Annotated in this window: 21 protein-coding genes and 3 tRNA genes; 10 read left to right on the forward strand and 14 right to left on the reverse strand. The window is 69.3% G+C overall.

Going from position 1 to position 19,075, the window contains the following annotated elements; translation table 11 throughout:
• Positions 1–120: 120 nt before the first annotated feature.
• Both Q5425_RS18915 and Q5425_RS18920 read left to right on the forward strand, forming a co-directional pair.
• Positions 121–834, forward strand: coding sequence for a rhomboid-like protein (locus Q5425_RS18915; protein ID WP_308673577.1), 714 nt, complete (start codon positions 121–123; stop codon positions 832–834).
• A gap of 65 nt (positions 835–899) precedes the next feature.
• Positions 900–3,221, forward strand: a complete 2,322-nt coding sequence (locus tag Q5425_RS18920; protein WP_308673578.1) for an EAL domain-containing protein — start codon at positions 900–902, stop codon at positions 3,219–3,221.
• Here the strand turns inward: Q5425_RS18920 and Q5425_RS18925 are convergent.
• From Q5425_RS18925 to Q5425_RS18950, 6 genes are all read right to left on the reverse strand, one after another.
• The gene (locus tag Q5425_RS18925; protein ID WP_308673579.1) at positions 3,215–4,006 is read right to left on the reverse strand and encodes an arylamine N-acetyltransferase; all 792 of its coding nucleotides are present in this window, start codon (positions 4,004–4,006) and stop codon (positions 3,215–3,217) included. The two genes, Q5425_RS18920 and Q5425_RS18925, sit on opposite strands and share 7 nt — an antisense overlap.
• A gap of 33 nt (positions 4,007–4,039) precedes the next feature.
• Positions 4,040–4,390, reverse strand: a complete 351-nt coding sequence (locus Q5425_RS18930) for a YciI family protein (RefSeq protein ID WP_308673580.1) — start codon at positions 4,388–4,390, stop codon at positions 4,040–4,042.
• Between the two features lie 107 nt (positions 4,391–4,497).
• Positions 4,498–4,899, reverse strand: coding sequence for a hypothetical protein (locus Q5425_RS18935; protein ID WP_308673581.1), 402 nt, complete (start codon positions 4,897–4,899; stop codon positions 4,498–4,500).
• Positions 4,875–5,060, reverse strand: coding sequence for a hypothetical protein (locus tag Q5425_RS18940; protein ID WP_308673582.1), 186 nt, complete (start codon positions 5,058–5,060; stop codon positions 4,875–4,877). Before Q5425_RS18940 ends, Q5425_RS18935 begins: the two co-directional genes overlap by 25 nt.
• 297 nt (positions 5,061–5,357) lie before the next feature.
• Complete coding sequence (locus Q5425_RS18945; protein WP_308673583.1) at positions 5,358–5,906, reverse strand: hypothetical protein; 549 nt, start codon at positions 5,904–5,906, stop codon at positions 5,358–5,360.
• Between the two features lie 91 nt (positions 5,907–5,997).
• A complete protein-coding gene (locus Q5425_RS18950) occupies positions 5,998–6,576 on the reverse strand; it encodes a hypothetical protein (RefSeq protein ID WP_308673976.1) in 579 nt (192 codons plus the stop codon).
• Here Q5425_RS18950 and Q5425_RS18955 point away from each other — a divergent pair.
• Complete coding sequence (locus Q5425_RS18955; protein WP_308673952.1) at positions 6,463–6,948, forward strand: hypothetical protein; 486 nt, start codon at positions 6,463–6,465, stop codon at positions 6,946–6,948. The genes Q5425_RS18950 and Q5425_RS18955 overlap by 114 nt on opposite strands.
• Positions 6,949–7,240: 292 nt before the next feature.
• Positions 7,241–7,447: a tyrosine-type recombinase/integrase gene (locus Q5425_RS18960; protein ID WP_396135200.1), complete on the forward strand. Its 207-nt coding sequence runs from the start codon at positions 7,241–7,243 to the stop codon at positions 7,445–7,447.
• 170 nt (positions 7,448–7,617) lie between these two features.
• Here the strand turns inward: Q5425_RS18960 and Q5425_RS18965 are convergent.
• From Q5425_RS18965 to Q5425_RS18985, 5 genes are all read right to left on the reverse strand, one after another.
• Positions 7,618–7,691: transfer RNA gene (locus Q5425_RS18965), tRNA-Phe, on the reverse strand.
• A gap of 31 nt (positions 7,692–7,722) precedes the next feature.
• Positions 7,723–7,796, reverse strand: a tRNA-Asp gene (locus tag Q5425_RS18970).
• Positions 7,797–7,817: 21 nt separating this feature from the next.
• Positions 7,818–7,890, reverse strand: a tRNA-Glu gene (locus Q5425_RS18975).
• A gap of 99 nt (positions 7,891–7,989) precedes the next feature.
• Positions 7,990–8,775 (reverse strand): SCO6745 family protein, encoded by a 786-nt coding sequence (locus tag Q5425_RS18980; protein ID WP_308673584.1) that lies wholly within the window; start codon positions 8,773–8,775, stop codon positions 7,990–7,992.
• 158 nt (positions 8,776–8,933) lie between these two features.
• Positions 8,934–9,188, reverse strand: a complete 255-nt coding sequence (locus Q5425_RS18985) for a hypothetical protein (protein WP_003097372.1) — start codon at positions 9,186–9,188, stop codon at positions 8,934–8,936.
• A 1,017-nt stretch (positions 9,189–10,205) separates the two neighbouring features.
• Between Q5425_RS18985 and Q5425_RS18990 the strand changes: the two genes are divergently transcribed.
• Positions 10,206–10,646 carry a hypothetical protein gene (locus Q5425_RS18990; RefSeq protein ID WP_308673585.1) on the forward strand — a complete coding sequence of 147 codons (441 nt, stop codon included), beginning with the start codon at positions 10,206–10,208 and terminating at the stop codon, positions 10,644–10,646.
• Positions 10,647–10,754: 108 nt separating this feature from the next.
• Here the strand turns inward: Q5425_RS18990 and Q5425_RS18995 are convergent, their stop codons facing one another.
• Complete coding sequence (locus Q5425_RS18995; RefSeq protein WP_003097368.1) at positions 10,755–10,958, reverse strand: cold-shock protein; 204 nt, start codon at positions 10,956–10,958, stop codon at positions 10,755–10,757.
• A gap of 467 nt (positions 10,959–11,425) precedes the next feature.
• Between Q5425_RS18995 and Q5425_RS19000 the strand changes: the two genes are divergently transcribed.
• The 4 genes from Q5425_RS19000 (at position 11,426) to Q5425_RS19015 (ending at position 14,160) form a co-directional block, all read left to right on the forward strand.
• Entirely contained in the window at positions 11,426–12,625 is a 1,200-nt protein-coding gene (locus Q5425_RS19000) for an Ig-like domain-containing protein (protein ID WP_308673586.1), read from the forward strand.
• A 182-nt stretch (positions 12,626–12,807) separates the two neighbouring features.
• Positions 12,808–13,113 carry a hypothetical protein gene (locus Q5425_RS19005; protein WP_308673587.1) on the forward strand — a complete coding sequence of 102 codons (306 nt, stop codon included), beginning with the start codon at positions 12,808–12,810 and terminating at the stop codon, positions 13,111–13,113.
• Positions 13,114–13,117: 4 nt separating this feature from the next.
• Entirely contained in the window at positions 13,118–13,672 is a 555-nt protein-coding gene (locus Q5425_RS19010) for a SigE family RNA polymerase sigma factor (RefSeq protein WP_308673588.1), read from the forward strand.
• 5 nt (positions 13,673–13,677) lie between these two features.
• Positions 13,678–14,160, forward strand: a complete 483-nt coding sequence (locus Q5425_RS19015) for a hypothetical protein (protein WP_308673589.1) — start codon at positions 13,678–13,680, stop codon at positions 14,158–14,160.
• A 39-nt stretch (positions 14,161–14,199) separates the two neighbouring features.
• Here Q5425_RS19015 and Q5425_RS19020 read toward each other — a convergent pair whose 3' ends face one another.
• A complete protein-coding gene (locus Q5425_RS19020) occupies positions 14,200–15,534 on the reverse strand; it encodes an MFS transporter (protein WP_308673954.1) in 1,335 nt (444 codons plus the stop codon).
• A 237-nt stretch (positions 15,535–15,771) separates the two neighbouring features.
• Between Q5425_RS19020 and Q5425_RS19025 the strand changes: the two genes are divergently transcribed.
• Positions 15,772–16,365, forward strand: a complete 594-nt coding sequence (locus tag Q5425_RS19025) for a PaaI family thioesterase (protein WP_308673590.1) — start codon at positions 15,772–15,774, stop codon at positions 16,363–16,365.
• 35 nt (positions 16,366–16,400) lie between these two features.
• Here the strand turns inward: Q5425_RS19025 and Q5425_RS19030 are convergent, their stop codons facing one another.
• Positions 16,401–19,040: a tetratricopeptide repeat protein gene (locus Q5425_RS19030; RefSeq protein ID WP_308673591.1), complete on the reverse strand. Its 2,640-nt coding sequence runs from the start codon at positions 19,038–19,040 to the stop codon at positions 16,401–16,403.
• Positions 19,041–19,075 lie beyond the last annotated feature (35 nt).

Here is a 19,075-nt window from a genome sequence, read left to right on the forward strand (position 1 = left end):
ATTACCGTAAAAGCCCCCCGAACGGGTGAAGGACCGGCAAAAATTCGTCACGTAACGCAAAGTCTGACAGTGAGTGACATCCACAGCGTTTTCTAAGCGCGCGCTCGTGATACTCCCAGCATGACCGCCGAAGCTCGGTCCATGCTGCTGAGAGCCGGACGGCCGTCCGTCGTCGCGCGCCGCCGGTGGGCGTTGCTCCGGTACGTCCCCAACCCGAAGACGACACCGTTCACCTTCGGCTACCTGGTCGTCCTGCTGGGCACGTCGCTGCTGCTCGAGTTCGCCGACCCCGCACTGACCGACCGGCTGCTCCAGCTGTCCAGCACCGACGCCCACAACCTGTGGCGGCGCCCGCTGACCTCGCTGCTGACCAGCGCGATCTGGCTGCCCGGCGAAAGCTGGTTCGGCTACGCCGCCATCTTCGCGATCGCCGTCGCGCCGCTGGAACGCCGGTTCGGTGCCGGCCGCACGGCGCTCGTGTTCTTCTCCGGCCACGTACTGGCCACGCTCGGCACCGAACTGCCGGTGATGGCCCTGATCAGCGCCCGCGTGCTGCCGCACTCGGCCGGGCAGTGGCTCGACATCGGGGTCAGCTACGGCTTCTTCACCACCGCCGGCGCGCTGGTGTTCCTGCTGCGCGGCCGCGCGCGCCTGGTGGCGCTGGCCGCGGTGGAGGCGTTCATCGCGGTGATCTGGCTGAGCGACGACCCGGCGAGCCTCGGCTCGGTCGTCACACTGCTCGGCCACGCGTTCGCCGCGCACTTCGGGTTGCTGGTCTGCGGACCGCGGCTGCGGACGAGCATCCGCAGGCCGGGCCCGGATTCCGCTGGGTAGGCACGGGCCGGAGTCGGTGGTGTAATCGACAAGCCACACGCCGACTTCACGGGGGACGGACGCACATGGAGGCCGACTCGCTCGCCGAACTGGTCGAGCTGAGTCCCGATGCGATCTGCGTCGCCGAGCACGGCGTGCTCACCTACGCCAACCGGGCGGCCCTCGAAACGTTCGCCGCGCGCTCCGCGGACGAGGTCGTCGGCCGCCGGTTCACCGACTTCGTCGCCGAGGACGCGCGAAGCCCGGTGCTCGAGAAGCTCGCCCAGCTGACGAAGCCGGGGCAGGCGAGCGAGCCCTTCGAAGCGCTGATGTCCCGGTTGGACGGCAGCAAGTTCGCCGTCGAGACCGTGCTGGTGCGCCTCGGCCGAGCCGCCTACCAGGTCGTCATGCGCGACATCACGGCGAAGAAGGCGGCCGCCGACGCCCTCCGCTACCAGGCCGCGTTGGTGTCGCACGTCAGCGACGCGCTGATCGCGACCACCGGCGAAGGCGTCGTGACCAGCTGGAACCCGGCCGCCGAAGCGGTGTACGGCTGGACCGCCGCCGAGGCCGTCGGGCGGCGCGCGAGCGAACTCGTCGGCGCACCGCTGGACCTGCCGGCCATCCGGCGCGGCGGGGGTGTCGCGGAAGCGGTGCACCGGCGGCGGGACGGCGCTCCCCTGGCGATCCGCGTCTCGGCCGCCGAGATGAACGACGGTTACGTGCTCGTCTGCGCCGACGAAACCGCGCGGCGGCGGGCCGAGCAGAACTACCGCACGGTCGTCGCGTCCCTCGACGAAGGCGTGCTCGTGATGGGCCCGGGCGGGCTCATCGAAGCGGCGAACCCGGCGGCCTGCCGGATCCTCGGCGTCGCCGAAGCCGACGTGCTCGGCGTCCCGTGCCACACGCTGACGCTGTTCACCGAATCCGGGCACTGGATCCCGCCGGAGGAGATGCCGTCGGTGCAGACCCGGCGGACCGGCGTCACGCACAACGGCCTGGTCGTCCGCCTGCGCCGGCCGGACGGCCGGGACGTGTGGGTGTCGCTGACCTCGCGGCTGCTCGACCCGGACGACCCGGCGGCGATGGCCGTGGTCACGTCGTTCACCGACATCACCGAGACCCGCGCGATCAGCGCGCGGCTCGCGCACGACGCCACGCACGATCCGCTGACCCGGCTGGCGAACCGGACCCTGGTGCTCGGCAGGCTCGACGTCCGCGAGCGGGGCGCGGTCACCGTGCTGTTCCTCGACCTGGACAAGTTCAAGGTCATCAACGACTCGCTCGGGCACTCGGTCGGCGATCAGGTGCTGCGGATCGTCGGCGAACGCCTGCGCCGCAGCTCGGGCCGCGAAGACCTGGTCGGCAGGCTGGGCGGCGACGAGTTCGTCGTTGTCACCGCCGAGGTCACCGACCCCGGCGAGGTCCGCGCGCTGGCCGAGCACCTGCGGGCGGCGCTGGCCGAGCCGATCGGCGTGCTCGGCAGGCAGCTGCACCTGGACGCGAGCATCGGAGTTGTGCTCGTCGGCCGCGACGACCGCCGCAGCGCCGAGGACCTGCTGCGTGACGCGGATGTCGCGATGTACCAGGCAAAATCCCTCGGCCGGGGTCGCCACCACTTCTTCGACGTCGGCCTGCGCGAGCGGATGCAGCGGCGGCTGCGGATGGAGCAGGACCTGCGCGACGCGGTCCACGACGGCCAGCTGTGGCCGGCGTACCAGCCGGTCGTCGACCTGCGGACGGGCAAGATGGTCGCGGTCGAGGCGCTGCTGCGGTGGACGCACCCCCGGCACGGCGCGATCTCGCCCGCGGAGTTCATCCCGCTCGCCGAAGAGAGCGACCTGATCAACGTGATCGGCAAGGAGATGCTGCGCGCGACGACCCGCGAGCTCGCCTCGCGGCGAGCTCGCCTCGGCTTGGACCTGACGCTGAAGGTCAACCTCTCGACCCGCCAGCTCGACGACCCGCACCTGGTGCCCGCGGTCCAGGACGCGCTGGCGAGCACCGGGCTGCCCGCCGGCGCGCTGTGCCTGGAGGTCACCGAAAGCGCGTTGATGCGCGACCAGGAAGCGGCCGCGGAAGTGCTGGCGTCCCTGCGGTCGTTGGGGGTGCTGCTGGCGATCGACGACTTCGGCACGGGTTATTCGTCGCTCGCGCAGCTGCGCCGGCTGACGCTGGACACGCTCAAGATCGACCGCTCGTTCATCACCGGGATCGCCGAATCACGCGACGCGGAGGCGATCGTCACGAGCATCATCGCGATGGCCCACGCGGTGGACCTGACGGTGATCGCCGAAGGCGTCGAGTCGGCGGAGCAGCTGGAGCTGCTCCGCGCGCTCGGCTGCGATCAAGCGCAGGGCTACCACCTCGGCCGTCCGGTGCCGGCGGCCGAGCTGTTCGGTCAGTAGAGCTTCGTCAGCCGCTCCAGTTCATCCGCGGTCAGCTCGACGCCGAGGTCTTTGAGGGTCGCGTCGAGCTCGTCGGGGGCGATGGTGGTGGTTTCGCTGCTGCCACCGGGTTTTTCGACGGTGAGTTCGCGGCCGAGGAGCTTCCGGCTGACGCCGGGCTCGATCCGCATGATCACCAGCCGCCCGGTGAACGGCGACTTCGGGTGCGTCGACGTGTAGTGGTGGTAGACCTCGTAGTCGATGGGGTGCATCTCGTTGAGGCGGAACTCGAGGACGTCCTCGTCGCCGTTCTGCAGGATCCACCAGCCGTCGTTCCGGGTGATCCGGTGCACCCACCCGGCTTGGTCGACCTCGTGGCCGTCGACGAGCGGCATCGGATCGAGGATCCCGGCCCCGAACCCGACGTCGGCGAGAAACTGTTTGCCGTCGACGTCGACGACGAGCGTCATGTGCGTGTAGGGCCCGGGCCGCCGCGGCTGCACGCGCGCGGAAAGCCGGTGCACGGTGTAGCCGAGCTGTTCGAGGACGGCGGCGAAGAGGCTGCTGTGTTCGTAGCAGTAGCCGCCTCGCCGCCGTCCGACGAGCTTCGCGCTCACGACGTCCAGCGAAATCCCTTGGTGCTGCCCGAGAACGACGTCGACGTTCTCGAACGGGATGGCGCCGACGTGGGCCCGCATGAGTTCTTTGAGAGCAGCTTCGGACGGCGGCCGCCGGACCTGCCCGGTGCGCGCGAGGTAGGCGTCGAGATCAACGGCGCCGATGCCCCATTCCCCTTCGGTGGTCATGGGTCCATGGTGGAACCTCGACCTCGCTGGAGGTCAACCTTCGTGGACGACCTTCCGCACCTCCACGGCGGTGTACTGGGCGTCGGGGATCATCGTGGCGAGTTCGACGGCACGTGCTTCGGTGTCGACGTCGACGACGTAGTAGCCGCAGAGGAAGGCCTCGGACTCGACGTAGCCACCGTTCTTGGTCTGCGCGACACCGTTCTTGACCTGGATGGTCTTGGTCTCGGCGGGTTCGGCGAGCGCCTTGGTCTCGACCATCTCGCCGGACTCGGTGATGAGCTTGATGAAGGCCCCGTGGCCCTCGTAGACGGCGTTCTTCCGGTCGTCGGTGAGGGTGGCCCAGAGGGTGGGGTTCATGTGGAGGGTCAGGAGGTAACGCATCTTCGGCTCCCCGCGTGTGGGTGGCGGCCCTTGGTGGCTGCCTTCGCCGGAAGGTCGGAGCTGACTCTGTGGGCCGGACACGGGTTCCCGCGGTTCACTCGTTCGACCTAAGGGGTGATGGTCCAGGCGAACGAGGTGGTGGCGGTCCGCTGATCGATGACGTCCTTCACCGTCCCGTTGACGGTGTAGTAACCGGCCGCCGTCGGGGTGCCGCTGATCTTCCCGTAGGACGTGTAGGTCAGACCCGGCGGCAGGCCCGTGATGGTCCAGTCACAGATGTAGTTTTGGTGGTAGCAGTACAGCTGGACCGGAGTGACCGGAACGCCGGCGGCGCCGGTCTGGGGGCCGGGATTGCTGGCCGTGAGAGGCGGCTTCGGATCCGCCGGGCTGACGACGGCGCCGGCCGCGCCACCGGTCGCGGCTGCGGCCTCCTGGGTGGCCGCCACCAACCCGCCGGACGACAGCACCAAGGCCGCCACGAATGTCAGCGACCGCTGCAACCGGCGCATTTCCCCTCCTGGATCCCGAGCTCCGCCAACGGCGAGCAGCCGCTGATCAGCAACGTACCGAGGGTAAAGATCCGGATCGCCCCGAGACGTCTCTCATCGTGCGACCACACCACGACGAGCCACTCCTGCGCGGTCGTGCGGACCTGGTCGATGCCGGTCACCGGCAAGCGCCGGAAGGGCGATTGAGCCGGAGCGCACGCGAAACAGCCCCCGCCGGGTTTGTTTCAGCCTCTTTTCGCTGCTCAGTGACTAGAGAGACATAGTAGTAGAGTGGGAAAAAAGCTGTCACCAAAGGTGTCACTCACCTGTCACATCTAAACCCGCACGTCAGAAGGGGTTGGGTGACAGAGTGACAGGCGTGACAGGTTGACACCTTAAGCGTGTCACTCATCTGAAGCACAGGGCGCAACCGCAGTGTCGTCGACTAACAACCATCTGGGAACCGGCCCCTGCAGCGGCTACCAGATTCGGCGGGCTCGTGTCGCCGCCGAAAGGAACGGGCCACTGTCCACCCGCAAGGTGGTCTCCTCGATGCCGCGGCTGAGCCAGCGAACGACGAAAGTCAGTGGGCCGTCGGGCGGCAATGGCTGCAGGTGAACCTGCTGACGCAAAGATCGCTTCCCCGCCTGCGAAGTTCCCGGATTCAGCGTAGGCCCGTTGGTCAGTCGGCGATCGTGCTCAAGTCGATCGACGTTGGTAGCGGCCGTGCCGTCAGCAAAAACCACACCAAACAGCAAGCTGGTGTCACTCACCTCTTCTTGATGAGCCGGATGGCGCACCACCTGCGGCAACGACTCGCCCTCGGCCAGATCCTCTCGCAGCAGCACCACCACCGTCAGCGTGATTCCGGCCGGCCACGCTGCCACGCTCTCGATCGCGACGCAAGCATGATCGCTGCGAGTCAGACAGTCTTCGATCGGCACGATCGCCGGCAGAAAGTCCCCCGCGGGCGGGACCCAGAGCTTCAGACTCCGGGTTCCGACCACTTCGAAGAAGCTGGCTGCCATGGTACGACCCCTTCGAAACCGACACTGTGTCCTGACTGGCGCCGGGCGACGGCTCTGCAAGCCCATCCGCCGCCCGGCGCGAACCTTACTACTAAATGAACGGCGGAATATACCCCTCGGTCGACGTCAAGCGGCAGTATGCCTCAACACCGCCCGCCACCGTGCAATAAGGCGATGGCGGACCTGACCAAAACCAGCCGTCAGGCAGAAGCATCGTAATGACATTTGTCGCATAGTAGGTACCTGAGCAAACGTGCGCAGGCTGGATGCAGTAAATCATACCCGAAGAAGTGCAATTATTATCTCTTGGACAGACATCCGGCTCGACGCCCCAGGCGCTCCCAGAAATGAAGAGCGTTGAGGCGGCACTCACGGCCGCGTCACCATGGGAATCCGTGACGACGGCAAGCCGGACCGACGACACGTCGAACGCAAGACCGAAGCAGAGGTCATCGAAGCCGTCCGCGCGCTGGAAAAGCAGCGCGACTCGGGCAAGGTCAGGAAGGCCGGCCACTCGTGGACGGTCGAGAAGTGGCTGACTCACTGGCTCGACAACATCGCGCTCCCGTCGGTCCGGTACGAGGCCGGGAACGCGTACCGGACCGCGGTGAACAGGCACCTGATTCCGAACCTGGGTGCGCATCGCGTCGACAAGATCGAGCCAGAGCACTTCGAGAAGCTGTACGCGAAGATGCTCAAGTCCGGGCTCAAGTCGGCGACGGCGCACCAGGTCCACCGGACCGCGCGGACCGCGTTCGGCGAAGCGCTCCGTCGCGGGGCACATCACCGGCAATCCGGTGGAGCTGGCGAAGCCGCCCCGCGTCGAAGAAAAGGAGATCGAGCCGTTCGACGCGAACGAGATCGGCCGGCTGCTGGTGACCGCGCTCTCGCGGCGGAATGGCGTCCGGTTCGTGCTCGCCCTCGCGCTTGGCACGCGGCAGGGAGAAACGATCGGGCTGAAATGGTCCCGGCTCGACCGGGAATACCGGGCGTTGCGGATCGCCAAGCAGTTGCAGCGCCAGACGTGGCAACACGGGTGTGACAACCCGCACCGGTGCGGGACGAAGTTCCACAAGGTGAAGTCCTGCCCCGAGGACTGCAAACGGCACCACCGGAAGCCGTGTCCGCCGCCATGCCCGGCGGACTGCGTGAGCCATGCCCGGTGGTGCCCGCAGCGGCACGGCGGTGGTTTGGTCGAGGTCGACGTGAAGTCGTCGGCCGGCCGCCGGGACATCGTGCTGCCGGACCGGCTCTACGACCTGCTGATGACACACGAGGAACGGCAGGCCAAGGAGCGGGAGCACGCCGGGTTCGAGTGGCACGCGGGTGAGTGGATGTTCACCCAGCCGAACGGGAAGCCGCTCGACCCGCGCCGGGACCTGGACGAGTGGAAGACGCTGCTCGAAGAGGCGGGTGTGCGGGAGGCCCGGTTGCACGACGCGCGGCACACCGCGGCCACGGTGCTGCTCGTGCTCGGGGTGCCGGAGCGAGCCGTGATGGAGTTCATGGGCTGGTCGAACAGCACCATGGCGAAGCGGTAACAGCACATGACTGGCGGTCTCCGCCGGGACATCGCGGACCAGCTGAACGAGTACCTGTGGAAGCCCGAACGCAAGACCAAGGGCAAGCGCCGGAAGGGCGATCGAGCCGGAGCGCACGCGAAACAGCCCCCGCCGGGTTCGGTGGGGGCTGTTTTGGCTGATCAGAACGGTGGCCAGGGCCGGGGTCGAACCGGCGACCTTCCGCTTTTCAGGCGGACGCTCGTACCAACTGAGCTACCTGGCCGGGAACGCCGGCAAGGAGCCGAACGATCTTGCGACCCTGACGGGACTCGAACCCGCGACCTTCGCCGTGACAGGGCGACGCGCTAACCAACTGCGCCACAGGGCCTTGCGTTACTACAGTACTGCGTACTCCCAACGGGATTCGAACCCGCGTTGCCGCCTTGAAAGGGCGGAGTCCTAGGCCACTGAACGATGGGAGCCCGGTCGGTTTCGGGTGACCGACCGACCGCGCTCTCAGGTTCCCCTGGGAGCGATTACAAGCATAGGGCACGCCGCCACCGCTTTGCACCGGGGGTTCCTTAAGCCCCCAGTGAGGCTGGGACCTGCGCAAACGAGCCCAGCTCCGCCAGCCGTCGATCGAGCTCGGCCAGCTCCGCCTCCGACAGCGCCGACGCCAGCAGTTCGCCGATCCGGTCGTCGGTCAGGACCTCCGCGCGCTGCCACCTCTCTCGCAGGTCCGGTTTGCGCTCCGCCGACGCCGTCAGCTCGTCCGCCGCCTCCTCGGACCACGCCGTGCGCAGCAGGCGCGCGCGGCCGCCCTCCGGGTCCGCGACCACCGCCTCCGGCACCGACAGGCCCAGCGCCCGCAGCGCCGCGAAGTGGACGCCGCCGCGCAGCTCGCGGAAGACCATCAGCGCGAAGCCGAGGCGTTCGACGTCACCGGAGGGGCGCTCGGCGTTCTTCCACCCCGCGAAGAGCGCCAGCCCGCTGGCGTCCGCGGCGTCGACCACGCAGAACAGCAGATCAGCCAAGCGACCGGGCTCCGGTACGGCCGAAAGGTGGACACGCGACCACCGAGCCGATGACTCCGCGTAGGCACGGACGGCGGCGGGCGCATCAAGGGTCGCCGCCACCTTCGGCAGGACGAAGTCGAACAGCCAGTGCGGGAAGATGCCGAACAGCTCCGCGGCCACCTTCGGCGGGACGTCCCCGAGCACCGCCGAGCGCCCCCGCAGGTACAGCGAACGCGGCGGCAGCCCCACCTCCGCCTCGACCGCGGCCAGCTCCGGCGACGTCATGAACTTCCCGCCCAGTACCTGCACCACCGGCCGGAGCCGGTTCGCCAAACCCTCGATCGCCGTCATGTCCACCCCTTTCGACACACGACCGTAACAGTGTTACGAAACCTGCGTCAACCAGCGCGTGCCGACCTGGCAATTACTTCCCGAAAAGAGGCACAACCTGCGGAAATATCACCGGACAGGCCCGGCGGAACCCGCCGGACCCCCCAGCCGCCACCCGCTCAACGCTGAACCGGCGCCTGCCCGTCCTCGTCCAGATTCAGCCCCAGCATCTCCAGCAGCTGAACACAGTCCTCGACCCCCAGCGCACCGTGCGCCACCGCCAGCCGAGCCCGCCGGACCTGATCATCCGACACCCGCTGCGCATCCGCCGCACCACTCCGCTGCGCCGGCAACGCTCCGGCAAACGGCGCACTGCCCCCATCGGCACCTTCGTACCGAAGGAGGAACTGCCGCACTTCAACAGACCCGCTCATAGCCCCTCCATACGGCTCACAACAACTTGGCCGCGAGGCTAACCAGCACCGGCCACCACACACAGCCCCCCGGAGAGTGAACCTGAGGCCACGCTCCGCTCAACGCAGCGCAATCGGCAACACCGAAGAAGAACCCCACCCGAACGAACGTCACCCCCGAGGCAAAGTGACACCACACGGGGAAATTTCCCGCTCTCCACTCGCCCAACCACCCAACTCGTGCAACAATCGAAGTGCTGACACACCCCCGGTCAGCGCCTGTGGAGATCCCCTCCGACCCCCGCGTTCCTCCCCCTGGCGCGGGGGTCCTCCATTTCTGCGCTCTGCTCGGGCTTCGCCCTCCGCGAGCCCCGGCATTTCGGCGTATCGCCCGGGGGGCCGAGCCCCCCGGACCCCCCACGGTGCCTTCGTTGCGGCTTCCAGCTTGGTTCCGTTTTCGCTGCGGGCGCTGGGCGCCCTGGCGAGCGTTCGGCTGGCTTCGGGCGCGGGCGCCCTTGCCGAGGGTGGCCCGGTCCGTGCGCCAAGCGCCCTTGCCGGTGGTGGGCCCGTCCGTGTGCGAAGCGTCCTCGCGAGTGCCGCGGCCACCGGCGCATAGCGGTCTCGTCCACGCCACCGCGCCACGCGCGCAAAGCGCCCTCGCGGACACCAAGCACCCCACCCAGCTCGGGCGCGAGGTTTCTCGCGGACACGGGCCGTCCTGGGGCGCAGAGCGCCTCCCGGTCATCCGCCCGGCCAGGGACGCGAAGCGTTCCTATCGATGCCGTCCCATCTCGTGGGGCACAAAGCGCCCTCGCGAACACCGCCAAATCCGGTCCACAGCGCCCTCGCCAACCCAACCCCGACAAGGCCCCTTCGCCGTTGTGCGTTGTGATCGACTCGGTAGGTTATTGGAGGGTTGCCGTCTGTGGTTTGAGGTTGGGCTGAATGGGGGTTGGTTGGGCTGATTGGGGAAAGTTGGCGGCGTGTTGTGGCTCACAGTGGTTTGTGTGGCGAGATCCAAACGTTATCGTGGCGTTCGTGCCTCTTCCCTCCCTTGGCCGCTTGAGCAGCCGCACGAACCTGAAAGCCGCCGCGTCTTCTGGGCGTCATCGTGGTGCCGCGAAGGCTGTGGCCGACGGTGTCGTCGAGGACACTGAGCTCACCTCCTACCTGGCCGCCCTGGCGCCGGACAACGACCTCGAGAGCACCGGGTCCGGCAAGCGGTTCGGTGAAGCTCAGGTCATCCAGCTGCGGCTGAGCCTGGTGGCCACCCAGCAGCTGAAGGACATCGCCGCCGAGCGGGAGATTTCGCCCCAGGCGCTCGCTCAGGAGTGGATCCTCGAGCGGCTCAACTGGGAAGGGCAGGCCTCGTCGCTGCAGGACCGGCGCCAGCAGGCCGCCGGTGAGGTCTCCGACCTCACCGATGAGTTCCACTTCCCGGCCGACGCCTTCGACGCGCCGGCCGTCGGGCAGCGCTGAGCGCGTCCGCGCAGACCTCATGAGAAAGGGCCCCCGGCACCAGCCGGGGGCCCTTCACTCAGGCCTTAAGACGCGCAAAGGGCCTGTAAGGCTTGTTCAGCCTCAGTTTCAGATCGCGCGGACCTTCTGGGCCTGCGGACCCTTCTGGCCCTGGCCGACCTCGAACTCCACCCGCTGGTTCTCCTCGAGGGTGCGGAAGCCGCGGCCCTCGATCTCCGAGTAGTGAACGAACACGTCGCCTTCGCCGCCGTCCTGCGCGATGAAGCCGAAGCCCTTCTCCGCGTTGAACCACTTCACAGTGCCTTGCGCCACCGCTGTACTCCTCGTTACACAGATCCGCTTCGAATGCCACCGAAGCGGCACCCCGACCGTCCCGGGCGGTTCCAACGAGACGAGTCAAGAGCGGGTCGGCTCCATGGCTCGCGTCAGAAGTTCCGCGAGTGTGAAGCCACGAACACGCAAAACGACGGCCTGAGAGCAGACTACCGGGATCTGGCCAAAGTTGAACCCCGTGATCGAGGCGAAAACCGGCTGTGCGCACCAAGGTCACCGGAACGTCGTAGGGCTCCCGCCCGGTTCTGTCGGACCCGGCGGCTAGTCTGACGCGGCACTGCGACACCGTGATCACCGGATACGGCTCGGAGTCGGCCGTGCCCCCTTAGTGAAAGCCCTGACCGGCCGATGTGATGTTCGTCACGTCACCGGTGCTCAACGTATACGGTCTACGGGGCGTCTCGAAGGGGAGAGCACCAAAGGGGCAAAGGGGAATAGGTGTGACGTTGAGGATCTCCACGCGGCGCCGGGGCGCTGCTGTGGCATTGGGCTTGGTCGCCGTGCTCACGTTGGGGGCGTGCAGCAGCGAACCGACCGTTTCGGCGAGCGGCGCTTCGGGGGGCGGGCCGACCAGCTCGCCCGCGCCGAGCGCGCAGCCGGCGAAACTGACGGTGACGCCGGCCGGCGGCGCCCAGGACGTCGCGCCCGGCGAACCGGTCGGCGTCCAGATCACCGACGGCACGATCATGTCGGTCACGCTGACCAACCCGGAAGGCAAGCAGGTCCAGGGGCAGACGTCGGCGGACAAGAAGACCTGGAACACCTCCGAGCAGCTCGGCTACGGCAAGACCTACACCTGGTCCGGCCAGGCGCAGGGCGCCGACGGGAAGAACCTGCCCATCGCCGGCGCGTTCACCACCGTCAAGCCGAAGCGCCAGCTGGCGGCCAGCCTGAACGTCGGTGACGGCCAGACGTACGGCATCGCGATGCCGATCGCGCTGACCTTCCCGAGCCGCGTCACCGACAAGGCGTCCGTCGAGAAGGCGCTTTCGGTGGAGACCACGCCGAAGACCGAAGGCTCGTGGGCCTGGCTGAACGGCGACACTTCGGTGCACTGGCGGCCGAAGGAGTACTTCAAGCCCAACACGCAGGTGAAGGTCAACGCCAAGATCTACGGCGTCAAGATCGGCGACGGCGTGTACGGCAAGCAGGACGTGTCGGCCAGCTTCGCCATCGGCCGCTCCCAGATCGTCAAGGGCAATACCACGCAGCACACCATGCAGGTGATCCGCGACGGCCAGCAGATCGCGGACTACCCGGTGAGCTACGGCCTCGACTCCGACCCGGGCCGCGTCACCCACAGCGGCGTGCACGTCGTCATGTCGAAGCACGCGACGTACTCGATGAGCAATCCCCGGTACAACTACACGGACGTCAACGTGCCGTGGGCGGTCCGGATCTCCAACAACGGCGAGTTCATCCACGGCCTGGCCGCGTCCGTCTGGGCGCAGGGCAAGAAGAACGTCTCGCACGGCTGCCTGAACCTGTCGCCCGCGCGTGCCAAGGAGTACTACGACGGCGTGCTCACCGGCGACCCGGTGGAGATCACCGGCAGCACGCAGACGCTGACGGCGAAGGACGGCGACTACAGCGACTGGACGTACGACTGGGCGAGCTGGCAGAAGCTGTCGGCGCTCGCCGGCTGAGAACACTGCCGAGACCACTGAGGAACACCGGGCGGCCGGGAAGTCCACTGCGGGCTTCCCGGCCGTTCGTGCTTTTCCCGCCAGCCCGCAAAATCCGATGCAACCCCGGTGATCACCCGCCGCATGACCAAGGGCAGAGGCGCAGCGATCCCCTGCCGCGCCCGCGAGAATGAGGAGCTGTCTTGCGTATCCGCATCGCCCTGACCCTCGGCGCGCTCGTGCTCGCCGGTGGTGCCCTGTCCGGTGGCATCGCGCTGGCTTCGGAGGCGCAGGCGCCGGCCGCCCCGACGCAGACGACCGTTCAGCCGAACGAGCCGACCGTCGCTCCGCCGCGCGCCACCACCAGCCGTCCCGCCGCCCCGAGCGCGGCCCCGGCGCCGCGCGAGACCCGGCCCGCCCGCACGGGCCCGGCTCCGCGCGTCCCGCGCGCCGTCCCGGCCGGCCCGACCGGTGACCTGCACCTGCCGGCCGTGTGGGAGACCCGGTAACCAGGTGATTTCCCGCTCCCGTCCGTCGACCGGGCCGGGCTCGCCGTGGGACGGCGAGTTCGCCCGGTACTTCGGCGAGCGCGCGCACAGCCTGCGGTCGACCGCCTTCCTGCTCTGCGGGGATTGGCACCAGGCCGAGGACCTCACGCAGGCCGCGCTGCTCAAGCTCTACCTCGCCTGGCCGAGGCTGTCGCGGCACGATGCGCTGGACGCCTACGCGCGCAAGATCGTCCTGCGCACGTTCCTCGCCGAGCACCGGCGCAGCAGGTGGAAACGGGAGCGGCTCACCGACACCCCGCCGGAACTCCCGGCGGAACCCGCCGCGAGCGGCCAGGACCTGCTGATCAGGCAGGCGCTGGCGGTACTGGCCCCCAAGCAGCGCGCCGTGCTGGTGCTGCGGTACTTCGAAGACCTGAGCGTCGAAGAGACGGCGCAGGCGCTCGGCTGCAGCACCGGCACGGTGAAGAGCCAGGCCTCCCGGGGCCTGGCCACGCTGCGCAACCGGCTCGGCCCGCACTACGGTGCGCTGACCTTCAGCGCACCCTCGGAGGGGAGGTGACGAACATGGACCCCGAAGACGACGTCCGCGCGATCCTGACCGGCGTGGCCGGCGGCCCGCAGCCGCCGATGCGCCTCGACGCCGCCGATTTGATCGAGCGCGGCGGCCGGGTCCGGCGACGACGCAAGCGGTTCGCGGTCGCGGGCACCTCGGCCGCGACGGCGGTCGTCCTCGCGGTGGCCGGCTTCCTGGCCGGGCACCGCGCCGGGCCGCCGGAGCCGGTGCAGCCGGCCGGGCCCGGGCTGTCCACGGTCGGCACCACTTCGCCCGTTCCGTCTTCGCCCCCGTCGCCGTCCGAGGTCCCGGCGACGTCGATCGCGCCGCCGTCGGCCGCGCCGGGCCGCACCACCTCGCGCACGGCACGCTCGTCGGTTCCGCAGGTGCCGTCGACGGGCCGGCCGGGGACCCGTCCCACGGCGTCGACCGTGCAACCCTCGTCGTCTTCGATCGAAAACGCCCCTGAGCCGCCTCGGGCGACCACGCGCTAGCGGTGTGCCCCGCCCGGTGATCCGGGCGGGGCACGCCGGTCAGCGCCGGCCGGCCGTGGAAGCCAGCTTGCTCCCGTTGTCCTCGTTGTCGATCTGCTCCATCGGCACCTGCGACGTCTCCGGGATCTTGATGATCGGGATGATCGCGATCAGGGCCGCCGCCATCAGGTAGTACGCCGGCCAGTCCTCGTTGCCGGTGCTCTTGATCAGCGCGGTCACGACGACCCCGGCGGTGCCGCCGAACAGCGACGTCGAGATGTTGTAGCCGATCGCGAACGAGCCGTAGCGCACCCGGGTGGGGAACATCGCCGGGAACGTCGAGCCGATCACCGCGAGGATCAAGACCAGCAGGATCGCCACGATCAGGAACCCGACGAACAGCCACAGGATGCTGCCGGACTGCATCAGCTTGAGGCTGGGCCAGCTCAGCACCAGGAACCCGATGGCCGCGGTGAGCAGCAGCGGTTTCCGGCCGATCCGGTCGGACAGCGCGCCGAGCGGGAGGATGATCGCCATCTGGATGACCTCGACCGCGATGATGATCAGCGTCGCCGTGTTGTCGTTGATCTTCAGCGTGTCCGTGAAGTACGTCGGCATCGTGGTCAGCAGCAGGTAGTCCGCGACGTTCAGCAGCAGCACGATGCCGATCAGGTTGAGGATCATCCGCCAGTTGCGGACGAAGATCTCCTTGAGCGGCGCCTTCTTCGGTGCCTCGCCCGCGGCTTCCATCCGGCGGAACTCGGGGGTGTCCTCGAGCTTGTTCCGCAGGTAGAGCCCGATCAGGCCGAGCGGCAGCGCGACGAAGAACGGGATCCGCCAGCCCCAGGCGTCGACCTGGTCGGCCGACAGGGAGAGCGTCACCGACAGCACCACGAGGTTGCCGAGCACGTAGCCGGCCAGCGTGCCGAGTTCGAGGAAGCTGCCGAAGAAGCCACGGCGCTTCGTCGGCGAGTACTCGGCGATGAACGTCGCCGCGCCGCCGTACTCGCCACCGGTGGAGAAGCCCTGGATGATCCGCAGCAGCAGGATCGCGATCGGCGCCGCGATGCCCATGCTGTAGCTACCGGAGTACGTCGGCAGGACGCCGACCAGGAACGTGCAGCCGGACATCAGCAGGATCGTGACGGCGAGGACGCGCTTGCGGCCGATCTTGTCGCCGAGCGGCCCGAAGAACGCCCCGCCGAACGGCCGCACAATGAACCCGACGGCGAGCAGCGCCAGCGACTTCAGCACGGCGTTCCCCTCGCCGGGGAAGAACTGCGTGCCGATGCTCACCGCGATCGCGCCCGAGGTGAAGACGCCGTAGTCGTACCACTCGGTGGCGTTGCCCATGGCCGACGCCCACACGGCGCGCTTGACGGTTCTCTCGTCCACTGACGGTTTGCCCGTCGTTGCTGCTGGTTCGCTCATGCCGGCGACGACTCCTCCCGTGCAGTGCCCATTGGGCCGTTCGAGGTCATCCGCCCAGTCTTGACCGGGTCCTCGGCGTCGGCAGCCTGAGCCGGGAATTGGCTACAGTGGGGAACTTTCCGGCTACCGAGAGAAGTGGGCGCTCTCCGACGTCCCCGGGGCGCGCGCGAGGAGCGGCTACCCGCCGGTTAACGTCAGCGCATGAGTCGTGTTTCTCAACCCTGGCCGCCGGTGGCGGTGGAGCCCGCGGTCCCGCACCCGAAGGCGCCCGAACCGGGCACCGAGCTCGGAGTGCACTTCGCCGAGTGCTTCGGGTGCGGCGACGAGGCCGACGCCGGGCTGCACCTGCGCTCGACCGTCGGCGAAGGCCAGGTCGTGCACTCGCGGTTCACGGTCACCGCGGCCCACCAGGGCGCACCCGGGCTGGCCCACGGCGGCCTGCTGGCCTGCGCGTTCGACGAGGCGCTCGGCTCGACGGTCGGCAACCTCATGCGCCGCCCGGCGGTGACCGGCAAGCTCGAGACGGACTTCCGGCGCCCGGTCCCGGTCGGTTCGACGCTGTTCATCGCGGCGCGGCTGGACGGCGTGGCGGGCCGCAAGATCTACGTCAGCGCGAACGGCCGCCTCAACGCCGAGGACGGCCCGATCGCGGTCAGCGCGCGGGCGTTGTTCGTCGTCGTCGGTTTCGAGCACTTCAACACCCACGGCGACCCGCAGGCCCTGGAGAAGCTGGCCGCGCAGCACGAGAAGAACCAGCGGGAGCGCGCCGAACGCGACTGGGAGATCAACCCCTGACCCGAGCTTTCACGTGAAAGCTCCGGCCGGCCGTCTCAGGTGAGCGTGCGGGGGCGGATGGCGTTGGCGCGGTCGACCAGCTCGATGCGCTGCTCGAGCGTGCTCGCCAGCCGCGCCAGCGCGCGGTAGCACCGCTCGAGGCCGAAGCGCAGCTCGCGCTCCTCGAGCGGGCAGCCCAGCACCCGCACCCCGGGGGTGGGTTTGCCCTGCTTGAGCCACTCGTGCGCGGCTTCGAGGACGTTCGCGCTGAGCCGCGTCTGGCGTTCGACGTCCAGGCGGAGCCGCTCGAGCCGGGCCGACGCGTCGAGCAGGTCGTGCTCGGTGACCGGGGTCTCGCGGCCGTTGGCCTTGGACGCGGTCGTCTTGATCTTGATCGCCGCGACCTGCGCGTCGACGTAGTGGGTCGAGGACGGCGGCACGGTCTCGAGCACCTCGACCGCGCTCGCCCGCGCGCCCTGCGCCAGGTAGACGCGGGCGAGGCCGAAGGCGGCGCTGACGTAGGTGCGGTCGGTGCGCCAGACCAGTTCGTAGAACCGCGCGGCGGCGAAGTAGTCGCCGACGCCTTCGGCGCTGACGCCCAGGGCGAGCTTCGGGGCGATCTCGCCCGGCAGGTCGTCGTACACGGCTTCGAAAGCGACGTGCGCCACCCGCGAACGGCCGCCGGCCAGCTCGATCAGGCCGCGGTACCAGTCGATCCGCCAGTCGTGCGGGAAGCCGTTCTTGATCGCCAGGTACTGCGCCGCCTGCAGCTGCCGCTGCGCCTCCGCGAACTCGCCCAGCTCGATCCGGGCGCGCACGATCCGCAGCCGGACCTCGATCGACTCCCGCGGCGCGCCGGCCAGCGCCTCGATGGCGGCGCGCGGGTCGAGCGCGGTCGTGGTGGCGAGCACACCGGCCGCCGGGTCGTCCGTGTCGACCTGCGGAATCGGCAGCCCGGCGACGACCTCGTCCGCTCCGGGCAGCGGCACGCTCGCGCCGGCCTCCGGCACCACCAGCTGCACGCCGAACGTGCGGCTCTCCGGGCCGAACACCGTGGACACGCCGGGCCGCGGCTTGCCGGTGCCGAGCGCCATGATTTCGCGCAGCACCCCGGTGAGCTGGTCGGCCATCTCTTCGGCGGAGAGGAACCGCCGGTCCGGGTCGGTGTGCGTCGCGCGCCGCAGGAACCGGTAGTACGAACCGAACAGCGCGAACAGCGGGACCGCGTCCGGGCCGGGCAGCGTTGTCTTGAACTTGGTGGTGTAGCCGGTGAATTCGAAGCTCAGCACGGCGAGCGTGCGCCCGACGGTGAACAGGTCCGAGGCCACCGACGCGCCCTGCGTCGGCAGTTCCGGGGCGCTGTAGCCGGTGGTGAAGAACAGCGGGCTCTCGTAGTCGTCGGTCCGGCGGACCGCGCCGAGGTCGATCAGCTTCAGCTGCTCGTTGGTCTGGATGACGTTGTCCGGCTTGAGGTCGCAGTAGAGCAGGCCCTGGCTGTGCAGGTAGCCGAGCGCGGGCAGGATTTCCAGCCCGTACGCGATGACCTGGCCGATCGGCAGCGGCTCGGGCCGCCGGCTTTCGCGGTGGTGCGCCAGCGCGAGCTGCCGCAGCGACTGGCCGCCGACGTACTCCATGACGATGTAGCCGACGGTCGTGCCGCTGTGGGCGTCCGGGTGCTGCACGAAGTTGTGGATCTTGACGATGTTCGGGTGCTCGACCTCGGCGAGGAACCGCTGCTCGTTGGCCGCGGCCGCCATCGCCGTCGCGTCGCCGGTGTCGATCAGTCCTTTGAGGACGACCCAGCGGTCGCTGACGTTGTGGTCCTGCGCCAGGTAGATCCAGCCCAGTCCGCCGTAGGCGATCGCGCCGAGCACCTCGTACTGGCCGCCGACGAGCTCGTGCGGCTGCAGCTTCGGGACGAACGAGAACGGCGCGCCGCAGTTCTCGCACTTCCCTTCCGGCGAACCGGGTTCGCCGTCCTTGCCGCGGCCGACCTTCGTGTTGCAGCTGCCGCAGAACCGCTTTTCCTCCGACACCACCGGGTTCGTCAGCACCGCGGACGCGGGGTCGCGCGCGGGCACCGGCGGGACGTCGACCAGCCCGGCGCCGAGCCGGCCGCGGCGCGAGCGCGACGTCCGCGACGACGTCCGGCGCGAAGTGCCGGGGAACGCGCCGGGAACGGAGCTCGAGCCGCTGCCCGTCCCGGTGCCGGTTCCGGTGCCCGTGTGCCGGCCTTCGCTGGTGCGCTCGGGCAGGACGCTTTCGGTGCCCGGGTCCGGCAGCGGGGCTCCCGGACCGGTGTCCGGCCGCGGCGCCGGCGGCATGATGCTCTGGGTCTCCGGGGCCGGCGACGCGAGCACGCTCGTCAGCTGCGGCTCGTCGGGCTGCGGCGGGCGGACGGCCTGCGTCGGCACCGGCGCGACCGGCGGCAGGACGGGGTTCATGCTGCCGGGCGGCTTGGTCGGATCGTCCGCGCCCGGGATCGGCGCGCCACGCGGCGGCGTCGGCGGACGGCGCACGGGGGCGTGGAACACGGTCTCTTCCCCGCCGGCCGGCTCGCCGTCGTCGAGGCGGCCGGAGATCGACGGCTCCGGCGTCTCCCACCGCACCGGCGGTGGTGGCTGCCAGTTCGGCGCCGCCACCGGTGGCCTCTCGTCCGGCGCGGCGTGCCGAGGACGGCGCGGCTCCTCCGACACTGCTACCTCCCAGATCCCCGACGACGTGCGGGAAT

Source organism: Amycolatopsis sp. A133 (genome assembly GCF_031082405.1).
In the GTDB taxonomy this organism is placed as follows: domain Bacteria; phylum Actinomycetota; class Actinomycetes; order Mycobacteriales; family Pseudonocardiaceae; genus Amycolatopsis.

Coding starts and splice junctions, on each gene's coding strand:
- Q5425_RS18915 (WP_308673577.1), top strand. CDS start 121: ATGACCGCCGAAGCTCGGTCCATGCTGCTGAGAGCCGGACGGCCGTCC.
- Q5425_RS18920 (WP_308673578.1), top strand. CDS start 900: ATGGAGGCCGACTCGCTCGCCGAACTGGTCGAGCTGAGTCCCGATGCG.
- Q5425_RS18925 (WP_308673579.1), bottom strand. CDS start 4,006: ATGACCACCGAAGGGGAATGGGGCATCGGCGCCGTTGATCTCGACGCC.
- Q5425_RS18930 (WP_308673580.1), bottom strand. CDS start 4,390: ATGCGTTACCTCCTGACCCTCCACATGAACCCCACCCTCTGGGCCACC.
- Q5425_RS18935 (WP_308673581.1), bottom strand. CDS start 4,899: ATGCGCCGGTTGCAGCGGTCGCTGACATTCGTGGCGGCCTTGGTGCTG.
- Q5425_RS18945 (WP_308673583.1), bottom strand. CDS start 5,906: ATGGCAGCCAGCTTCTTCGAAGTGGTCGGAACCCGGAGTCTGAAGCTC.
- Q5425_RS18960 (WP_396135200.1), top strand. CDS start 7,241: ATGTTCACCCAGCCGAACGGGAAGCCGCTCGACCCGCGCCGGGACCTG.
- Q5425_RS18980 (WP_308673584.1), bottom strand. CDS start 8,775: ATGACGGCGATCGAGGGTTTGGCGAACCGGCTCCGGCCGGTGGTGCAG.
- Q5425_RS18985 (WP_003097372.1), bottom strand. CDS start 9,188: ATGAGCGGGTCTGTTGAAGTGCGGCAGTTCCTCCTTCGGTACGAAGGT.
- Q5425_RS19015 (WP_308673589.1), top strand. CDS start 13,678: ATGGACCCCGAAGACGACGTCCGCGCGATCCTGACCGGCGTGGCCGGC.
- Q5425_RS19025 (WP_308673590.1), top strand. CDS start 15,772: ATGAGTCGTGTTTCTCAACCCTGGCCGCCGGTGGCGGTGGAGCCCGCG.